This is a genomic window from Bdellovibrio sp. SKB1291214, assembly GCF_002209355.2.
In the GTDB taxonomy this organism is placed as follows: Bacteria; Bdellovibrionota; Bdellovibrionia; order Bdellovibrionales; family Bdellovibrionaceae; genus Bdellovibrio.
Genome location: NZ_CP106855.1, coordinates 421153 through 437981, shown reverse-complemented (window position 1 = coordinate 437981; position 16829 = coordinate 421153). Strand labels below are relative to the sequence as shown.

Below are 16829 nucleotides of genomic sequence, written 5' to 3'. Positions count from 1 at the left end.
GGATTCCGGGGGTAATTGTAAGAGGAAAAGAGGATTGCCAATGCCTTCTTGCAGAACATTTTTTATCACAATTTCCATGACGATTTATTCATCCTTAGTTTGGGCTGAACAACCTTTGTCATTTCAAGAAGCGTTGAATCTGGTCAAGAAAAACAATGCGGACCTGCAGTATTCCGAAGAAACTTACAAAGCAAGCAAGTACACGGTTGAAAGCAGCAAAAGTGGTTACTTCCCCCAGTTATCAGCGGCTTTAGGATACTCTCAAACGGGTACATCTTCCGATGGTGCTGCGACTGCTACTTCTAGCGGCGATTATTCTGCGACTTTAACTGCTTCCCAAAATCTATTTAAAGGTTTCGCTGATTCTTCAAAGGTGGAGCAAGCACGTGGCAATGCTCGCGTCTCTGAAGCTGCCTTGCGCTCCACACGTTCGCAGGTGAGCTATGACTTAAAGTCAGCGTTTGCCTCTGCCATCTATGCCTCTGATTCAGTAAAAATTTCTGAAGACATTGTGAAGCGCCGTAATGACAACTTGAGAATTGTTCAACTGCGTTTTGAAAGTGGTCGCGAAAACAAAGGCTCATTGCTTTTGTCCCAAGCCAATTATAAGCAAGCGCAATTAGACAGCCTTAAAGCGAAACATGATGTTGATACCAGTCAAGCCGACCTTAAGAAAGTCGTGGGCATAGACAGTGAAGAAACCGTGTTGATCAAAGATGATCTTCCTTTGACGACACCGACTTCTAAAGAGCCGGATTTCAAATCTATCGCAATGGGCACTCCCAATAGGGAAACTTATGAAGCACAAGTTGCGGTGTCCGAGGCGAATTTAAGAAATACACGTTCGGGATTTTTCCCAAGCCTGGATTTATCAGCGACGGTCGGAGATTACGGTCAAAACTTTTATCCTAATACTCAAGATCGTTGGACACTGGGGGCGACATTAACTTTGCCTTTATTCAATGGTGGACGTGATTATTATGCGACGAAGAGTGTGACTTCTCAGTTGTATGCGGCAAAAAGCAATCTTGCTGGGATTGATCGCAGTCTTCTTTCAACGTTGAAAAAAGCTTACAAAGACTATGTGGAGGCAGTTGAGCAGTTGGCGGTTAACGATGCCTATGTGTTGGCAGCTCGTACTCGTGCCGATATTGCTCGCGCCAAATACAATAACGGACTGATGTCCTTTGAAGACTGGGACACGATTGAGAATGATTTGATCAATAAAACCAAGCAGTATCTAACCTCCAAACGAGATCGCATCATTGCCGAAGCTGCGTGGGAAAAAGCTCAAGGTGTAGGAGCGTTGTTATGAAGAATATTTTTAAGAGCAAAATCACTTGGGCTGTTGTTGCGATATTAGCGCTGGGTGGCGGTGGATTTTACTACTACAAACAAAGCAAAGCCAACGAGGTCACTTACAAACGTTTGCCTATTAAAAAAGGTGACATCGAAGTGACAATCCTGGCAACGGGGACCGTGCAACCGGAAAATCGTCTTGAGATCAAAGCTCCTGTGGCGGGTCGTATGGAACAAGTATTAGTTCGTGAAGGCCAAAAAGTCACGAAAGGCCAAATCATTGCGATTATGAGCTCCACAGAAAGAGCAGCGATGTTAGATGCTGCCCGTGCCAAGGGTGCGGAGGAGTACAAACGTTGGGCAGAATTATATTTGGCAACGCCAATCATGGCGCCGATCAACGGCACAATTATTTTAAGAAGTGTTGAGCCGGGTCAGACGTTTACAACGACGGATGCGATCTTAACGATGTCGGATCGTTTGACAGTGAAAGCACAAGTCGATGAAACGGATATTGCGCAGATCAAACTGAAAGAACGCGCTGAAATCGTCCTTGATGCATACCCTGGTGAAAAGATTAAAGCCACTGCAGATCAGATCGCTTTTGACTCTAAAACCGTCAACAGTGTGACGACGTATTTGGTGGACGCTTTGCCTGCAGGTAAGACCCCTGACTTTATGCGAAGTGGTATGACGGCCAACGTGACGTTCTTTGTTCAAGATAAAAAAGATATTTTGGTTGTCGCCAGTGAAGCTTTGAAAGTTCAAAACGGTAAAACTTATTTGCTCGTGCAGGGGCCCGACGGTCGCCCCCAAAGTCGTGAAGTAAAAATCGGTATTTCTGATGGCAAATTCACCGAGATTCTAGAGGGAGCAGAGGAAGGCGAAGTTGCGATGGTCGCCGAAGTCAAATTGTCCAGTGGTAAGCCAGGCGGCTCTAATCCATTCTCTCCATTCGGTAAAGGACCTGGCAGCAGCAGAAAATCGGGTGGCGGGTCCGGTAGTCCACCGCCAAGATAGTTTTGACTGAATGATATCCGGTACTTAATCGTTTGATTGTGAGCAATTTATGATTGAAATCAGCGGCATAAAAAAATCATACAAAATGGGAGACAACGTCGTCGATGCTCTTCGCGATGTCACATTGACCATTGAGGATGGCGATTTTGTGGCAATCATGGGGCCTTCGGGCTCTGGTAAATCTACGTTGATGCACATTTTGGGTTTGTTGGATGTTCCAACATCGGGTTCGTACAAACTCCATGGTCGCGAAGTTTCAAAGTTATCTGAAGACGAGCTCGCGATTTTACGTCGTGATGAAATTGGCTTTATCTTTCAACAGTTCAACTTGTTACCAAGAATGCCGGCATGGCAAAACGTCTCATTGCCGCTGCTCTATTCTGAAAAGAAATTTGATTTTTCCAAAGCCGAGGTGCTTTTAGAAAAAGTCGGCTTGGGCACTCGTGGTGATCATAAACCGAATGAGTTGTCAGGTGGTCAACAGCAACGTGTCGCCATTGCACGCTCCCTGATAAATAATCCTCGTATTATTTTTGCCGATGAACCCACAGGGAACTTGGATTCACGCAGCGAAAAAGAAATCATGGATATTCTTAAGTCCCTGAATGCCCAGGGCATCACTGTAGTGATTGTGACCCACGAGGAAGAAATCGGGGAGCAAGCCAATCGCCTGATCCGCATGCGTGACGGGGTGGTTCAAAGTGACGAGCGCAAAGCACCACTGAATACTGTTGCATCCCATACATCGGATCAATCTCTGCATACCGAATTTCATTTCGGTGAAATGATCGAGCACTTTGATCAAGGTTGGAAAACTTTGGCAGCTAATAAAGTTCGTTCCGGTCTTTCGATGCTGGGTATTTTGATCGGGGTTGCCGCGGTGGTTACGATGTTGGCACTTGGTACGGGTGCTCAACAATCGATTGAAAAGCAATTAGCATCGATGGGTTCGAATCTTTTGATTTTGCGCGCGGGGAATGTGCGTGTTTCTGGCGTCGCTCAGGAGTCAGGTGTTCGAATTCGTATCACCACGGATGACGTGGCCGCTTTAAAAGCACAAATTCCCTCAATTAAGAACGTGGTTCCCAATGTGAGTGGTCGCGGTCAGGTGACTTACTTAAATAAAAACTGGAACACCTCGGTGGCGGGGGTGTCGACGGCCTTTGTGGAAGTCAGAAACGCAGAACCTGTGATGGGACGCTTTTTCTCGGATGACGAAAATCAGCGACGCGCTCTTGTGGCAGTCATAGGTCGCACAGTTTCCCGTGAACTCTTTGGAGACAAATCTCCCATTGGGGAATCAATTAAGATCAATAAAATCAATTTCACAGTGATCGGAATGCTGCCTGAAAAAGGTGCGCAAGGCCCCAACGACCAAGACGACCGCATTATCGTTCCGGTACAGACGGCCATGTACCGACTGTTTGGTAAAACTTATGTCGATTCCGTCGACGTTGAAGTGGGACAAAAAGAGTTGATCGATGAAACTCAAGATTCACTGAAGGAAGTTTTGAATAAACGTCACCGCGTTCCTTTGTCACAACAAGACGATGCTTTCCAAATTTTCAATATGGCGGACCTGCAAGCGGCGATTGAAAGTAGCAGTAAAACCATGTCGATGCTTTTAAGTTCTATTGCTGCAATCTCGTTGTTGGTGGGTGGTATCGGCATCATGAATATCATGTTGGTATCGGTCACGGAAAGAACTCGCGAAATAGGTCTCCGTAAAGCTATCGGAGGTCGCAAGATTGACATCTTGATGCAATTCCTAGCTGAATCCGTCGTGGTATCCGTCATCGGCGGCCTGTTAGGTATCGGACTCGCATGGGGAGTCACGATCGCTTTATCCTCCGTCCTAGGATGGCCAATGTCCATCTCCGCCAAAGCCGTAGGCCTTTCATTCTTTTTCTCGGCCTTTATCGGAATCGTCTTCGGCCTGTACCCAGCCAAAAAAGCCTCCGAACTCCATCCGATAGATGCCCTCCGCTACGAATAACCAACAGTTGCCTGCGACTTTTTGCAGTTCCCAGCGTTAGGGTGGCAGGCGTCTCTAGTCTTTGAATGTCAAAGTTTCTGCTTTGGTGCTTCCGTATTTTTGACGTTTTAAGACGGTGGTGTTTGCGAGAGCTGGCTGCTCTTTTAAAGAGATGGCGTATCCGTCGACCGTATCAATTTCCTGGATTCCGTCGATGTGCATTTTAAGGCGTTTGAATTCGCTTTTTCCTTTAATTTTATTTTTTGCGTCAGCAAAACTATCGGCGACGACCAGAATATTTGTATGGCCTTCGAAAAGTCCGCCGGTAACTGTCTTATCATAGAACCCACAATGAACATTATAGAGTTTGAGCATGGAATAAAACCTCGTCCCAAAATCTAAATGTTAAATTCGCCATTTTAAAACTAAAGATCGATATGATGTTCTAAGACAGCTTATTCCCCACTGCTTGACGCAATCGGCTGCAAAAAACCGGCAGGCCCTCTTGGGAAGCTGGCAGGCATCCTTAGGTGGTGGCTTTTAGGAGTTCTGAGTGGAACTCGGTGGGTTTTTTTAGGATTTTGATTTGATCGAAGACTTGTTTTGCTTCACCGTTTTTTAAGGACAAGGCCTTTAACCACTGTTTCGTACGAGAAACTGCGAAGTAGTCGTTGATGTACTCGGTGCTGGCAGCAAAGAATTGCGGCAACAACGGCTTCGCTCGCTCCCAGTTCATTTCCTCAACCGGTTCTTGCTGAAGGCTTTGTTTGATTTGTTTAAAGATGAACGGGTTGCTCATCACTCCGCGACCGATCATATAGTCTTCGCATTGAGTAACTTCCACACAGCGCTGAAAATCCTGAACGTTCCAGATTTCGCCATTAGCGATAATCTTGATTTTCGTTTTCTCTTTAATTTTTGGAATCCATTCCCAATATGCAGGGGGCTTATACCCATCGGTTTTCGTACGGCAGTGAATCGTCAGCCAGTTGGCATTCGCTGCCTCAACTGCTTGGGCGATGTCGATACATTTTGTCGGATCATCGAAACCTAAACGAATTTTCGCCGTCACCGGCACATGGGCGGGGACTGCTTTGCGAACCGTATCTACGATTGTGTGCACGCGATCGCACGACTTTAACAGTGAAGCTCCACCATCATGGCGATTCACTGTTTTGGCTGGGCATCCAAAATTAAGATCAACTCCCAAGGCGCCCATTTTAGCTGCGCGTTGGGCATTTAATGCTAAGGGTTCCGCTTGGCCTCCTAAAAGCTGAACGAACACCGGTGTGCCCCAGCGCGTGCGGGAGCCCGTGCGAAGTTCAGGACAGTTCTTAAAGAAAACGCTCTCGGGGTGCAGGCGATCTGTCACGCGCAGAAATTCTGTCACGCACTGATCAACGCCACCGATTTGGGTCAGAGTATCCCTCATCACCCAATCAACAACACCTTCCATCGGAGCCAAGAAAAGTTTCATAAACTACAAGCCGCCCATCTTTTTAATGATGTCGAAGTGTTTTTTATCAACGGGTTGTACGGAAAGGCGGGAACCCTTGGCTAGAACCAACATATCCGCAAGCTTTGCATTATCACGAAGTTCTTGCAGGCTGACGATTTCGGAAAACTTCTCAATGTACTCCACTTGAGTGCAATACCAGATAGGTTTTTCTTTCGTCGCTTTCGCATCAAAGTATTCCGACTTTTTATCGAACTGGGCTTTGTCGGGCTCGGCTAAATGAGAAATCTTAGCCAGTCCTGCCACACCAGGTGGTTCCGCGTTGGAGTGATAGAACAAAACCATGTCGCCCACTTGCATATCTTTTTGCATGAAATTGCGGGCTTGATAGTTGCGAACGCCTTCCCACCAAGTCGTTTTATCTTTCTTCAATTGATCAATCGAGTAAACGTCAGGCTCTGATTTCATCAACCAGTATTTCATTATTTAGCCTCTTTCGTTTCTTTAACTTTTCCAGATTTAAAGAACCACTCGCCCGCTTGCTTGCGGAATGTAGACACTTCATGATGAACATAATCTTCGTCATCCACACTATAGAAAGCTTTGAACTCGACCACACCTTTGTTGGCTTTTTCTTCGGCTTTAACGATTTCAAGTTTCAAAAACTTTGCGCGTTCAGCCCACTCTTGATTGGCTTCATCATCGATGTCGCCCAAAGATTGCGGGTCTGTCGTATCACGCAAGTATTGCATTTGATTTTTTGCAAACGCAGAGTAACGAGAACGCATCAAGGCTTCGGCCGTTGGCGCTTTCTCTTTTCCAGAGTGGTAAACACCACAACATTCCGTATAGTTTTTTTCGATTCCACATGGGCATTTCATAGGGGGCCAACCTAGCATGGCGGTATGGCAAAAGGTACTTCTGGGACTTCAATGGAAGCGCCATGTCGTTGAGGACGAATACTGGGCATTTGAGTCTGGGAGGCCTACAATAATTTCATTGTGAGGTAGATATGCAAAGATGGGCTCTGATTACGGGGGCAACCGCAGGTATTGGTTGGGCGACGGCAGAGGCTTTGGCCGCTCAGAATTATTCTCTTATTATCACGGGTCGCAGATTCGACAGACTGACAGAATTAGAAGCCACTCTTCATAAAAAGTTTCCGCAGATTAAAACCATCAAAGCCAGCTTCGATGTCTCGGATCGTTTCGAGGTCAGCCAATTTATGAAAGCTCATCAACACGATTTGCAAAACGTCGATGTCTTGGTGAATAACGCCGGATTGGCAAAAGGCACCGACAAAATGCAAGACGGCTCTTTGGATGATTGGGAGACCATGATTGATACCAACATCAAAGGGTTGCTATTCATCACACGTGCCGTCGTTGAACATATGGTTAAAAAGAACTCCGGTCATATTGTGAATTTAGGTTCAGTCGCAGGTCGTTGGACATATCCCGGCGGTGGCGTTTATTGTGCAACGAAATTTGCTGTTCGTGCGCTATCAGAAGGACTGCGCATGGACTTATTGGGGACGCAGGTGCGAGTGACTAATATTGAACCGGGCATGGTTCACACTGAGTTTTCATTTGTACGATTTGATGATCAAAAGAAGGCAGATAAAGTTTACGAGGGTATGATTCCACTTGAACCCAAGGACGTCGCTGAAACAATTGCTTGGTGCGTAGCTCGTCCGCCACATGTGAACATACAAGAACTTGTGATTTACCCAACGGACCAAGCGCATGTTGGAATGGTCAACAGGAGGTCGTAAATGAGTTTCCGTACAGAGAAAGACACCATGGGTGAAGTGCAAGTCCCAGCAGATAAATTCTGGGGAGCACAAACGCAGCGTTCGACTGAAAATTTTAAAATCGGTGGCGATAAATTTCCACGGGAGATGATTCGTGCCTTAGGCATCCTTAAGAAAAGCGCAGCATTGACGAATCAAAAGCTGGGCATCTTGGATGCCAAAAAAGCCGAGATGATAGTGAAGGCCGCTGATGAAGTGATCTCTGGAAAACTCGATGCTCACTTCCCCTTGGTTGTGTGGCAAACAGGGTCTGGCACTCAGACAAACATGAATGCGAATGAAGTGATCGCGAATCGCGCGATGGATATGATGGGAATTAAGCTTCCTAGCAAGGAAATCCATCCCAATGATGACGTGAACAAAGGCCAATCCTCGAATGATACTTTCCCGACAGCGATGCACATCGCCGTGGGCGAGCAAGTTCAACATCGATTGATTCCAATGATGGAAAAGCTGTACCTAGCTTTAGCAGCAAAACAAAAAGAGTTTGCAGAAATCGTGAAAATCGGTCGCACGCATTTGATGGATGCAACGCCATTGACGCTCGGTCAGGAATTTTCTGGATATGCAACACAGGTCAAACACGGTGTTCAGCGGATTAAAAATACTCTGCCGCATTTGCATGAGCTTGCGTTGGGTGGAACTGCTGTGGGTACGGGATTAAATACGCACCCTCAATTTGCAGTGGAGGCAGCCGCAGAAATTGCGCGCGAAGCTAAAATTCCATTTGTGTCAGCCGAAAATAAATTTGAGGCTCTGGCCAGCCACGATGCTTTGGTTGAAGTCAGTGGCGCCCTGAATACGATTGCTGTATCCCTGATGAAGATCGCCAATGATATTCGTCTTTTGGGGTCTGGCCCCCGATGCGGGATTGGAGAACTCCATTTGCCTGAAAACGAACCGGGCAGTTCGATCATGCCTGGAAAAGTAAATCCCACTCAGTGCGAAGCCATGACTATGGTCTGTGCTCAGGTTATGGGAAATCATGTCGCCGTGACTGTCGGTGGTGCAACAGGTCACTTTGAATTAAATGTGTTTAAGCCAGTGATCGTGTTCAACGTATTAAACTCAATACGTTTGATCTCAGATGCTTGTGACTCGTTTGTTGAGCATTGTGTCTCGGGAATTGAGGCAAATCACAAGCAAATCAAAAAGCATCTCGATAATTCTTTAATGTTAGTAACTGCACTTAACCCAAAAATCGGTTATGATAACGCAGCAAAAATAGCAAAAACTGCCCATAAAAATGGCACTACGCTGCGCGAAGAATCTATTAATCTTGGACTCCTCAGCGGCGAGGAATTTGATAAACTAGTCAGACCGGAAACTATGACGGGCCGATAGGCCCCATGGGAACGGGCCGCTGGTTTAGCTGGAGTTGAACGTTGATAAATGAGTTATTGCAAAAAGCCACTTGGTTGAACAATGAGGATATCCGTCCTTATGTTTTCGTACGTGAAGAAAATGAAATTGCTCATCCTGGCTCTTTTCATAAACTCGATTGGTTTCAACAAAAGCCAATTTTTAAAGATCCTCTCGATGTCACTGAAATAGCTTTCGCAGATCGAATTTTATCGATCGAGGAGCGTGCATTCGGTCCCTCCAACATGGCTATGCCTCGTTGGGTTTTTTACGACTGCGCCGTTATTCCTGGTTTTGTGGCGGGTTTTGCAATCCGCCCGAAGGCTTTGTCAAAACTCGCCCGCGAGGTTTTGGATCCCAAAAAATACCCTGCGTCACTAAGTCCCATCAAAACTTCGAAAGTTTTGAAGGAGATCGAATCCCTTGATGAGATGGATTGGGTCCCGCTTTCATTGTTTATTATTATTCCCACAATGCACAAAGGGGAGTGGGTTGCGCACAATCTCTGCTCCGTCAATTCGCTTTTACCGAAGGAAGAGCAGTTTTACGGTTTGGGCTTCCTTTCGAAGGCCTTTGGATTGTGGTATGCCAATGTTGAGCAATGCTCTGGGATGACTCAATGGGGCAGCCCAGCATTAAAGCTCCATTCGCATTATGGACATTTAGAGGTGATTGGGGCTTACGCTCCAGTGCATTCTCATGCTAAAACTATTACTTATCGCGTGCAGGTGAATACTCATAGCTGGGAGAAATTCTTTAATAAAGAAATCGATCTGGCGTTTTTGGAGCAATACGGACCGACAGGGACGTTTATTGATCCTAAAGATGAAAGTAGCATGTTGGAACTCCAACAGCGCATCGAGCGTGAAGAAGGTCCTTTCTTCTTAAGTGCGGGTGAGATCGCGCAAAAGAAGCTCGAGGAAAAGCTAATGATTTATCAATTGAAACAACAATACTAGGATAGGATAAGAAATGACGATGAACACTCTGCCACCAGTTGCGAAATCTTTTTTTGCTTTCTGTAAAAAATGTGATGCTGACAGATACCATGTAGTTTTAGCTCACACTTCGGCAACATCAGCAAAGATCAAATGCGAGATTTGTGGTTCTCAAAAAACTTATTCTCTTCCAAAAGCTCAGACTAAAACTGGTAAGCCATTGACAGGTGCTGCAGCTAAAAAACGCGAACAAACAATGAACTCGCGCAAATCTTCTCATAAAAACGAATACGAAATGTTGATGTCTAACGATGGTGCTTCCACGGCGACATACAACATGAAGGGCAAGTTCGAGAAAAACACAAAACTTTCTCATCCAAAATTCGGTTTAGGTTTCATCAAAGATGCAGCTTCAGATAAAATCGAAGTTGTTTTTGAAGACGAAGTTAGAACTCTTATTCACAACCGCGTTTAGTTAAATGCCTACGAAATAGGCTCCTGGAGCTAATTTCGTGAGTTACGCTTAACAGCAAACATTGATTGGCGTCGCATGAAAATGCGACGCTTTATTTTTCTGATGCGTCGTACGGAAGTACGACGTTTTTGTTTTTTAAGATAGACTGGATTTCATGGATTGGTTGAAGGGGTTGAACCCCGAGCAGCAAAAAGCTGTTAAACATAACTTCGGTCCCTTGCTGATTCTTGCAGGGGCGGGTTCCGGTAAAACGACGGTATTGGTTTCCCGTACGGGCAGAATGATTTCTGAGCGTGTGGCACAATCATCGGAGATCTGCGTTTTAACCTTCACCAATAAGGCGGCACGCGAACTAAAACATCGCGTAAAGCAAAAGCTAGGTGGAGCAGGGGATGGCTTGTGGGCTGGAACGTTTCACTCTTTTGGCCTGCAAATTCTTCGTCGTTTCCATAAGCACGCGGGTCTTTCCCCGCATTTTGGGATCGTAGATCAAACGGACTGCAATGCAGTTTTGAAAGAGCTGATAAAAAATCTTTCTAATTCGGGCAAAGATAAATTCGACATCGATAAAATTCTATCCATGATCAATGACCGTCGTACGGGACTTGCTCCCACCCACGAAGGTTTTGATGAGTATCATGAGATGGTCGAAGTCCTGGCTCCGAAATTTGCAAAACGCTTAGAACACTTGGGTGTCGTCGATTTTGAAGGTTTGTTGATCAAGCCTTTGCAGTTGTTCAAAGAACATCCGGAAATTCTTGAAAAGGTTCAAAGCCAATTTTCTCAAGTAATGGTTGATGAATTCCAAGATACAAATCGCATGCAAATGGATTTGATTCAGCAAATCGTAAAACCTCACAGCAATATCACTGTTGTGGGTGATGATGACCAATCAATTTATGGCTGGCGCGGAGCAGAGATCAAAAATATTCTCAATTTCCCTCACGAGCATAAAAAATGCGAAGTGATCATGCTGGAGCGCAATTACCGTTCGTCGGGTGAAATTTTAGCGGTGGCCAATGCCGCGATCTCTAAAAACAAAAACCGTCACGGTAAAGTTCTGCGCGCCGAGGCGGCTAAGTCCACAGGTGTTTTACCTGAGGTCTTTATCCTTGAACGGGAAGAAGACGAATGCGAATTTGTAGTTCAAGAAATTCAGCATTTCTTGCAAGAGGGATATAAGCTGAAAGACTTTGCAGTCTTGTACCGTTCGAACACTCAAGGTGGTTTGATCGAGGCCTCTTTACGTCGTGCCAATATCGCCTATACTATTTCTGGCGGGACTTCGATCTTTGACCGTAAAGAGATCAAAGATATCATGGCCTACTTGAAGCAATCATTTTCTCCGAACGAGGTTTCTCTCCGCCGAATTATCAATGTCCCAAATCGAGGGATCGGGGACACCACTATTGAAAAGCTGACGGAGTTTTCACAAAAACGTCGGGTCAGCTTTCTGGATGCCTGCCGGTTGTGGAGAGATGTCGAGCTTCCTGAAAAAACCGGAGAGGCGATCGAAGACCTTTTGGGGTTTATCGAATATCTCCCAACCCATATCTTAGACTTTAATGTCGGCTCTTCACCAGGGGCTAAGCTCGTCGAGCTTTTCGAGCAGTTAGGCTATAAAGAGTATGTCATGAATACGGCTGCTGATCCTGCTTCTGCAGAAAAGAAATGGATCGTAGTTGAAATCTTGGGTCGCATCTTAGATGCTTACTTGGGCCGTCGTGCTCACGAAGTGGAATACATTAAGTCCTTTGTCGACTCGATGATGCTTCGTGAAGATCACAACGAAGAAGAGGATCAAAACAAAGTTCAACTGATGACTTTGCATGCATCTAAAGGTTTGGAATTTCCTGTCGTTATTTTAGCGGGTATCGAGGAAGATTTATTGCCGCATAAAAACCTGGGCTCTGACATCGACGAAGAACGTCGTTTATTCTATGTAGGTGTGACCCGTGCAAAAAACCGCCTGGTGATGTCTCGTTGTCAGCAACGCAAGAAAAACGGCGTGGTTCGTCCGTCAGTTCCGTCGCGATTTTTATTGGAAATCCCAACAGAGCTTTACAAAGAATACCCATTAGGGGCGCGCCCGGTCGTGGGGCAGGCCCGCGACGATCTGGTCGCCAGCTTCTTATCTAAGCTTGATAGCAAAATAGGAAAATAAAAGGTGCTAAGGACCTAGCACCTTTAGAACTCTCTCGAGGCTTCGAAAGTGTGTTCCTTACCGTCGATGGAGATTTTTAATTTTCCAGCATGCAGAAACATGCGATCGGTTTTATAGATCTCCGCAATGCGTTTATTAAACTTTGGGTCTCCGTAACGAGTATCGCCTAGGATCGCGTGTTTTGCTAAAGCAGCGTGTTTGCGAATTTGATGTTGGCGGCCCGTGAAGAGTCGCACTTCAATCAAACTGGTGTATTGATCTGACTTTATAACTTTAAAATCCGTTCTGGATTCCACACGGTCTTTAGCTAAGCCTTGAGGGTTGTTGCGGCCCTCCGCTTTGTCAGAAATGGGCGTATCCCAGGACTGCCACTCTTCAGATACAGGCATTGATCCCCTTAATAAAGCATAATAGTATTTTTCACTGGTCCGGGCTTGAAACTGCTCGGCCAACTGTTTTGCCAAGCGGGCGTTTAAAGCGATCAGCAAGAGTCCGCTGGTCTCTTTATCCAAGCGATGCACGGGGTGAATGCTTTCAAAGCTTCCTGGTATTAATTGTTTTTCTAAAAGATGGCAGACGTCGCGGGGATCGTTGTGAACGGAAACTCCCGGTGGCTTGTTGATAACAACCCAGCCGTCTCCGCGAGCGATGATATCTAAGACATTCATCCTTCGCAGTCCTTCAAGATCTCTTCGATCTCAGCACGCGACAGATTTTTTTTGCAAAGGTCCGAAGCAAAAATCTTTTGTTCGAAACGAGAAATCGCCAATTTACGAGTCGACGCCAACACGATCATGTTGAACATAAATCCAGCCCAACTCATAAAAGCAAACAGTGAACCCATGACGTAAAGGCTTGTTTTGAAGGCTTCTTGATCCTTGGCTGCGGATGTTTCTTCTAAATGAAGAATGCGACTTTGGGATTCACACCAGTACTTTTGGACTGTCGCCAGGTTTTTTTGCAATTGTTGGAATGCAAGACTGGTTGTTTTCTTTTTGTGAAACCAGTAATGCGCCCCTGTAGTTGCCAAGGAAGGGACGATACCGAAGATGTAACCTGCTGCCATTTCTGGAGCCATAGTTTTCCTTTGTAAAAAAGAATAGGTATCTACTCCAGCAAAGAAGGAGTGTAAACAAGTATAGGCAGCATCTTGATTCTTGGCAAGGTGAGGGGGACTTTGTCGAGACTAGGGCCCTGAAGTTTTAAAGTAATACTCAGGAGGATTTAATGAATTCAGATATTCAGGAATTTTTGGATTTTTTAAAGAATGAAGACGACTTGGACTATGGTGACTTCAAACGAGAAGTGGATCTGCATTTAATGCGTTTAATCGAGAATATGAGACCTCTCAGCCGAGAACAGCAGCTGCGCTTGGCACGCGTTCGCGAGGAACTCCTATGGATGTATAACGACGATATAGAAGAGATGAGAGCTCTTTTAACGAGCGAGGTGTCTCGCCTAGACCCAGAGCGAGACCAAAGAGGCGACGCATCCTTTCAATTGTGATCGAGCTTCCCATTTGAGCGAAAAAAGCGTTACGCTAAGGGCACGTCAGAGGAGGACTTATGTCCAAAAAGCATCATAAACACAATTCTCACTCTCACAAAAACCATACGGCGACTCACCAAAATGAAGTCGAAATGGATGCAGCTGTTAAAGCAGAATTGAACAATGTGGAAAGCATTTCTGCATCGTCGTCTGATGAGATCAATACAGAAGCACAAAACGAAGGCATCGCTCATCCTGAATCCCCTGCAAACAAAGATCATGATGCAGGAACTTTCAATGCGGGGTCTGCTGATGATGAATTAGCTCCTGAAGAAATGACTTATGAGGGCGGCAGTCCCGAACCAGAAGAAAAAACTCATGTCGAGTTTTATGGTTCAGAAATCATCCGTCAAAAAGCTCCCAAGGTGATGGAAGTGGCGGATCAAGTTGTTGAAGAATGGAAGAAAGACGGAAACTTTGAGTCCATTAAAGTTGGTCATCCCTTGGCCTCTATGGCGGCAGGACGAGCTCTTCGTAAAGCCAAAGAAGTCGAAAAGAAATTGGAAGAAAAAGGTGTTTTCGCAATGGCGAAAATGGGTGTTGATTACGTAAAGCACGAAATCGATAAACGTCGCAAGCACGAGTAGTATTTGTGAATCGCGAAACGCGCATCTTTGAATCCCTGCAAAAGGCTCTTGCTCCCACGGTTTTAGAAATCGAGAACGAGAGCCATATGCACTCGGGCCCGGCCAGTGAATCTCACTATAAGGTTTTGATCGCATCTCCCTTGTTTGAGGGGAAGTCCCGCATCGATCGTCAGCGCATGGTGAACGATGTGCTTAAAGAGGAGTTTTCCCGAGGTTTACACGCATTAACTCAAAGGGCGCTGACTCCTTCTGAATTTGAAACGCAGAAAGATGCATTGAATTTTATTTCGCCTGAATGTCGAGGCGGATCTAAACGTCTGTCGAAATAATCAAATTGTTTTAACAAGTCCCACCTGATCTAATGAACGTACATGAGAACATTGTGCTTATTCATTCTTTTAGTGTGTACGACAGGTCACGCGCAGACAGTCTTGCGTATGGGAGCCATCGCCTCTCCACCCCATGTGACTGATGCCGAAGCAACACCTCCTAAAGGCAAGCTCATTGATTTCTTGTTAAAAGTTATTTTGCCTTCTGTCATAGAAAAGCATCATCTGAGAATCGAGTGGCATAGTGCCCCTTTAAAAAGGCAATTTCGCGACTTGGAAGTCCATAATTTGGATGTTTTATTGCTGGTGCTAAAGACACCTGAGCGAGAAAAAGCCTACAATTATTCAGCTGAACCACTCATTCAAGAGCCCGCAGCCATGATCGTTAATAAAGATGATTATAAGAATAGAAATTCCGTGTCCATTAAGGACTTTAAGGGGAAAACAATCGGATTATTGGGCGGAGCTTTGGTCCCTGAATTCGTAAAAACTCACGATATTAAAAGTATTTCTATTGCCGGTGAGGATGCGGGTGAAAGGATTCCGAACTTAATCGAAACAAAAAGGATTGACGGAGGTTTCGTTTACTTGAAATCAATCGGTGATGGTGTCGCAAAATCCAGCCAGGGAGAAAGACTGAAAGCAGTCACGATCGTCGATCTTCCCGTTTACTCACTTTATATTGCTTATAGTAAAAAAGTTCCCGCAAAGATTCGTGCTCAAATAGATGCCCAACTTCGTCAGCATCTGTACGAATATAAATACAAGTAGCCGGAGGGAATACATGAAACTCGTGTTCCTAGTTCTTTTGCTTGTTTGTACCGTAAGCCAGGCGCAAACCTTGCGAGTGGGTGCTGTTCATGGTCCGCCTCACATATTGGTTGATGGACCTGTTCCCAGCGGCCCTGGCTATGAGTTTTTCGAAAAATATGTTTTCCCAGCTTTAAAAAAGAAATTCCAGCTTGCTGTCATATGGAAAAGCTCTCCATTCAAAAGAGAATTGAACGAACTTCAGAACAATCAGCTGGATATGATTTTCTTTATCGTAAAAACCGCGGAGAGAGAAAAGATTCTATACTATTCGGCAGAGCCATTCTTGACGGAGGCCCCGGGTATTATCGTTGCGAAAAATGCCCACAAAGGTAAACACTCTCTTTCCATCAAAGAATTCAAAGGCAAAACCATCGGTCAAATGGCTGGATCTTCGATTCCTGAATACATGCCCGCCAACGGGGTGACCACATTTTATCTCTCCGGTGCAGATTGGGCGAGAGGCTTTCAAATTTAGTCGAGAGTCGTCGCATCGATGGTGTATTCGTTCATTTGGCTTCGATCACCAGCTACATGGTAGAGAAAAATAACTTCATCAATCTAAAGAGCATGGAAATCCGCGACGTGCCGGTGTCTAAAGTTTGGATTGCTTATAGTAAAAACGTGAAACGCGAAGTTCGCGATGAGATCGACCGGTTGGTTGCAGCCAATCGCAAGTTCTATAGGGTCAAGTAGCCACTTTGCCCTGATTATTCGTCAAATTGTGCGAGTTTTGCTTTGAGGTCGCCCAGAAGTTTTTTGACTTCCTGCAGCTGTTCTTGTTCTGGCGAAACTTTGTTAGTCATGGTTTCAGTCAATACATCCCACGTATCCAGAGCCTGTTTAAGGTCTGCATTGAGATTGCTGAAGAGGCCCTTTTTGCCTGTCTCTTTAGCAGTGGAAGCAGTCGTTGCTTCTTTCTCAGTTGTGTTAGCACGCGTCGTACGTGCCGTTTCAAGGGTGTCGTTACTCATGAACCAAGTTTCATAAAATTTTAATGTATCGGACGTGCATCATGCACGAAGGCGATAGTGTTATCGTAGGAACTCCATT

21 protein-coding genes are annotated in these 16829 nt (G+C 45.4%); 14 read left to right on the top strand and 7 right to left on the bottom strand.

What is annotated here, in order from left to right:
• Positions 1-76 precede the first annotated feature (76 nt).
• Genes B9G69_RS02190 through B9G69_RS02180 form a run of 3 tightly spaced genes read left to right on the top strand, consistent with a single transcriptional unit; the run spans position 77 to position 4315 of the window.
• Positions 77-1315, top strand: coding sequence for a TolC family protein (locus tag B9G69_RS02190; RefSeq protein ID WP_217897647.1), 1239 nt, complete (start codon positions 77-79; stop codon positions 1313-1315).
• Entirely contained in the window at positions 1312-2319 is a 1008-nt protein-coding gene (locus tag B9G69_RS02185; RefSeq protein WP_088614125.1) for an efflux RND transporter periplasmic adaptor subunit, read from the top strand. The genes B9G69_RS02190 and B9G69_RS02185 overlap by 4 nt, the downstream gene beginning before the upstream one ends.
• Positions 2320-2368: 49 nt before the next feature.
• Positions 2369-4315, top strand: a complete 1947-nt coding sequence (locus B9G69_RS02180; RefSeq protein ID WP_088614126.1) for an ABC transporter permease — start codon at positions 2369-2371, stop codon at positions 4313-4315.
• A 54-nt stretch (positions 4316-4369) separates the two neighbouring features.
• Here the strand turns inward: B9G69_RS02180 and B9G69_RS02175 are convergent, their stop codons facing one another.
• The 4 genes from B9G69_RS02175 to B9G69_RS02160 form a co-directional block, all read right to left on the bottom strand.
• Positions 4370-4669: a DUF1543 domain-containing protein gene (locus B9G69_RS02175; protein ID WP_088614127.1), complete on the bottom strand. Its 300-nt coding sequence runs from the start codon at positions 4667-4669 to the stop codon at positions 4370-4372.
• A 151-nt stretch (positions 4670-4820) separates the two neighbouring features.
• Positions 4821-5771 (bottom strand): tRNA dihydrouridine synthase, encoded by a 951-nt coding sequence (locus B9G69_RS02170; protein ID WP_088614128.1) that lies wholly within the window; start codon positions 5769-5771, stop codon positions 4821-4823.
• A gap of 3 nt (positions 5772-5774) precedes the next feature.
• Positions 5775-6233 (bottom strand): EVE domain-containing protein, encoded by a 459-nt coding sequence (locus tag B9G69_RS02165; protein ID WP_088614129.1) that lies wholly within the window; start codon positions 6231-6233, stop codon positions 5775-5777.
• Positions 6233-6631 carry a YchJ family protein gene (locus B9G69_RS02160; RefSeq protein WP_088617034.1) on the bottom strand — a complete coding sequence of 133 codons (399 nt, stop codon included), beginning with the start codon at positions 6629-6631 and terminating at the stop codon, positions 6233-6235. Before B9G69_RS02160 ends, B9G69_RS02165 begins: the two co-directional genes overlap by 1 nt.
• A 131-nt stretch (positions 6632-6762) precedes the next feature.
• On the opposite strand from B9G69_RS02160, the gene B9G69_RS02155 reads away from it, so the two are divergent.
• From B9G69_RS02155 to B9G69_RS02135, 5 genes are all read left to right on the top strand, one after another.
• A complete protein-coding gene (locus B9G69_RS02155) occupies positions 6763-7524 on the top strand; it encodes an SDR family NAD(P)-dependent oxidoreductase (RefSeq protein ID WP_088614130.1) in 762 nt (253 codons plus the stop codon).
• Positions 7525-8907 carry a class II fumarate hydratase gene (gene fumC / locus B9G69_RS02150; protein WP_265437928.1) on the top strand — a complete coding sequence of 461 codons (1383 nt, stop codon included), beginning with the start codon at positions 7525-7527 and terminating at the stop codon, positions 8905-8907.
• 41 nt (positions 8908-8948) lie between these two features.
• The gene (locus B9G69_RS02145) at positions 8949-9884 is read left to right on the top strand and encodes a hypothetical protein (protein ID WP_254916717.1); all 936 of its coding nucleotides are present in this window, start codon (positions 8949-8951) and stop codon (positions 9882-9884) included.
• Positions 9885-9897: 13 nt separating this feature from the next.
• Entirely contained in the window at positions 9898-10338 is a 441-nt protein-coding gene (locus B9G69_RS02140; RefSeq protein ID WP_088614132.1) for a hypothetical protein, read from the top strand.
• 154 nt (positions 10339-10492) lie between these two features.
• Positions 10493-12502: an ATP-dependent helicase gene (locus B9G69_RS02135; protein WP_088614133.1), complete on the top strand. Its 2010-nt coding sequence runs from the start codon at positions 10493-10495 to the stop codon at positions 12500-12502.
• A 23-nt stretch (positions 12503-12525) separates the two neighbouring features.
• On the opposite strand, the gene B9G69_RS02130 is transcribed toward B9G69_RS02135, so the two are convergent.
• The gene (locus B9G69_RS02130) at positions 12526-13170 is read right to left on the bottom strand and encodes an RluA family pseudouridine synthase (protein ID WP_088614134.1); all 645 of its coding nucleotides are present in this window, start codon (positions 13168-13170) and stop codon (positions 12526-12528) included.
• Complete coding sequence (locus B9G69_RS02125; protein WP_088614135.1) at positions 13167-13580, bottom strand: hypothetical protein; 414 nt, start codon at positions 13578-13580, stop codon at positions 13167-13169. The genes B9G69_RS02130 and B9G69_RS02125 overlap by 4 nt, the downstream gene beginning before the upstream one ends.
• Before the next feature lie 149 nt (positions 13581-13729).
• Here B9G69_RS02125 and B9G69_RS02120 point away from each other — a divergent pair, with 149 nt between their 5' ends.
• Genes B9G69_RS02120 through B9G69_RS02095 form a run of 6 tightly spaced genes read left to right on the top strand, consistent with a single transcriptional unit; the run spans position 13730 to position 16472 of the window.
• On the top strand, positions 13730-14008 hold the full coding sequence (locus B9G69_RS02120) for a hypothetical protein (RefSeq protein WP_088614136.1): 279 nt from the start codon (positions 13730-13732) through the stop codon (positions 14006-14008).
• Positions 14009-14067: 59 nt separating this feature from the next.
• The gene (locus tag B9G69_RS02115) at positions 14068-14637 is read left to right on the top strand and encodes a hypothetical protein (RefSeq protein WP_088614137.1); all 570 of its coding nucleotides are present in this window, start codon (positions 14068-14070) and stop codon (positions 14635-14637) included.
• Between the two features lie 5 nt (positions 14638-14642).
• Positions 14643-14966, top strand: coding sequence for a BolA family protein (locus tag B9G69_RS02110; RefSeq protein ID WP_088614138.1), 324 nt, complete (start codon positions 14643-14645; stop codon positions 14964-14966).
• A gap of 42 nt (positions 14967-15008) precedes the next feature.
• Positions 15009-15737 carry a substrate-binding periplasmic protein gene (locus B9G69_RS02105; RefSeq protein WP_088614139.1) on the top strand — a complete coding sequence of 243 codons (729 nt, stop codon included), beginning with the start codon at positions 15009-15011 and terminating at the stop codon, positions 15735-15737.
• A 13-nt stretch (positions 15738-15750) separates the two neighbouring features.
• Positions 15751-16254 carry a substrate-binding periplasmic protein gene (locus tag B9G69_RS02100; protein WP_176400884.1) on the top strand — a complete coding sequence of 168 codons (504 nt, stop codon included), beginning with the start codon at positions 15751-15753 and terminating at the stop codon, positions 16252-16254.
• 35 nt (positions 16255-16289) lie between these two features.
• Positions 16290-16472 (top strand): hypothetical protein, encoded by a 183-nt coding sequence (locus B9G69_RS02095; RefSeq protein WP_141096854.1) that lies wholly within the window; start codon positions 16290-16292, stop codon positions 16470-16472.
• A 14-nt stretch (positions 16473-16486) separates the two neighbouring features.
• Here the strand turns inward: B9G69_RS02095 and B9G69_RS02090 are convergent, their stop codons facing one another.
• Positions 16487-16750 (bottom strand): hypothetical protein, encoded by a 264-nt coding sequence (locus tag B9G69_RS02090; RefSeq protein ID WP_088614142.1) that lies wholly within the window; start codon positions 16748-16750, stop codon positions 16487-16489.
• Between the last annotated feature and the right edge of the window lie 79 nt (positions 16751-16829).

Coding starts and splice junctions, on each gene's coding strand:
- fumC (WP_265437928.1), top strand. CDS start 7,525: ATGAGTTTCCGTACAGAGAAAGACACCATGGGTGAAGTGCAAGTCCCA.
- B9G69_RS02165 (WP_088614129.1), bottom strand. CDS start 6,233: ATGAAATACTGGTTGATGAAATCAGAGCCTGACGTTTACTCGATTGAT.
- B9G69_RS02140 (WP_088614132.1), top strand. CDS start 9,898: ATGACGATGAACACTCTGCCACCAGTTGCGAAATCTTTTTTTGCTTTC.
- B9G69_RS02120 (WP_088614136.1), top strand. CDS start 13,730: ATGAATTCAGATATTCAGGAATTTTTGGATTTTTTAAAGAATGAAGAC.
- B9G69_RS02190 (WP_217897647.1), top strand. CDS start 77: ATGACGATTTATTCATCCTTAGTTTGGGCTGAACAACCTTTGTCATTT.
- B9G69_RS02170 (WP_088614128.1), bottom strand. CDS start 5,771: ATGAAACTTTTCTTGGCTCCGATGGAAGGTGTTGTTGATTGGGTGATG.
- B9G69_RS02125 (WP_088614135.1), bottom strand. CDS start 13,580: ATGGCTCCAGAAATGGCAGCAGGTTACATCTTCGGTATCGTCCCTTCC.
- B9G69_RS02160 (WP_088617034.1), bottom strand. CDS start 6,631: ATGAAATGCCCATGTGGAATCGAAAAAAACTATACGGAATGTTGTGGT.
- B9G69_RS02115 (WP_088614137.1), top strand. CDS start 14,068: ATGTCCAAAAAGCATCATAAACACAATTCTCACTCTCACAAAAACCAT.
- B9G69_RS02135 (WP_088614133.1), top strand. CDS start 10,493: ATGGATTGGTTGAAGGGGTTGAACCCCGAGCAGCAAAAAGCTGTTAAA.
- B9G69_RS02185 (WP_088614125.1), top strand. CDS start 1,312: ATGAAGAATATTTTTAAGAGCAAAATCACTTGGGCTGTTGTTGCGATA.
- B9G69_RS02155 (WP_088614130.1), top strand. CDS start 6,763: ATGCAAAGATGGGCTCTGATTACGGGGGCAACCGCAGGTATTGGTTGG.
- B9G69_RS02130 (WP_088614134.1), bottom strand. CDS start 13,170: ATGAATGTCTTAGATATCATCGCTCGCGGAGACGGCTGGGTTGTTATC.
- B9G69_RS02180 (WP_088614126.1), top strand. CDS start 2,369: ATGATTGAAATCAGCGGCATAAAAAAATCATACAAAATGGGAGACAAC.
- B9G69_RS02090 (WP_088614142.1), bottom strand. CDS start 16,750: ATGAGTAACGACACCCTTGAAACGGCACGTACGACGCGTGCTAACACA.
- B9G69_RS02100 (WP_176400884.1), top strand. CDS start 15,751: ATGAAACTCGTGTTCCTAGTTCTTTTGCTTGTTTGTACCGTAAGCCAG.
- B9G69_RS02175 (WP_088614127.1), bottom strand. CDS start 4,669: ATGCTCAAACTCTATAATGTTCATTGTGGGTTCTATGATAAGACAGTT.
- B9G69_RS02105 (WP_088614139.1), top strand. CDS start 15,009: ATGAGAACATTGTGCTTATTCATTCTTTTAGTGTGTACGACAGGTCAC.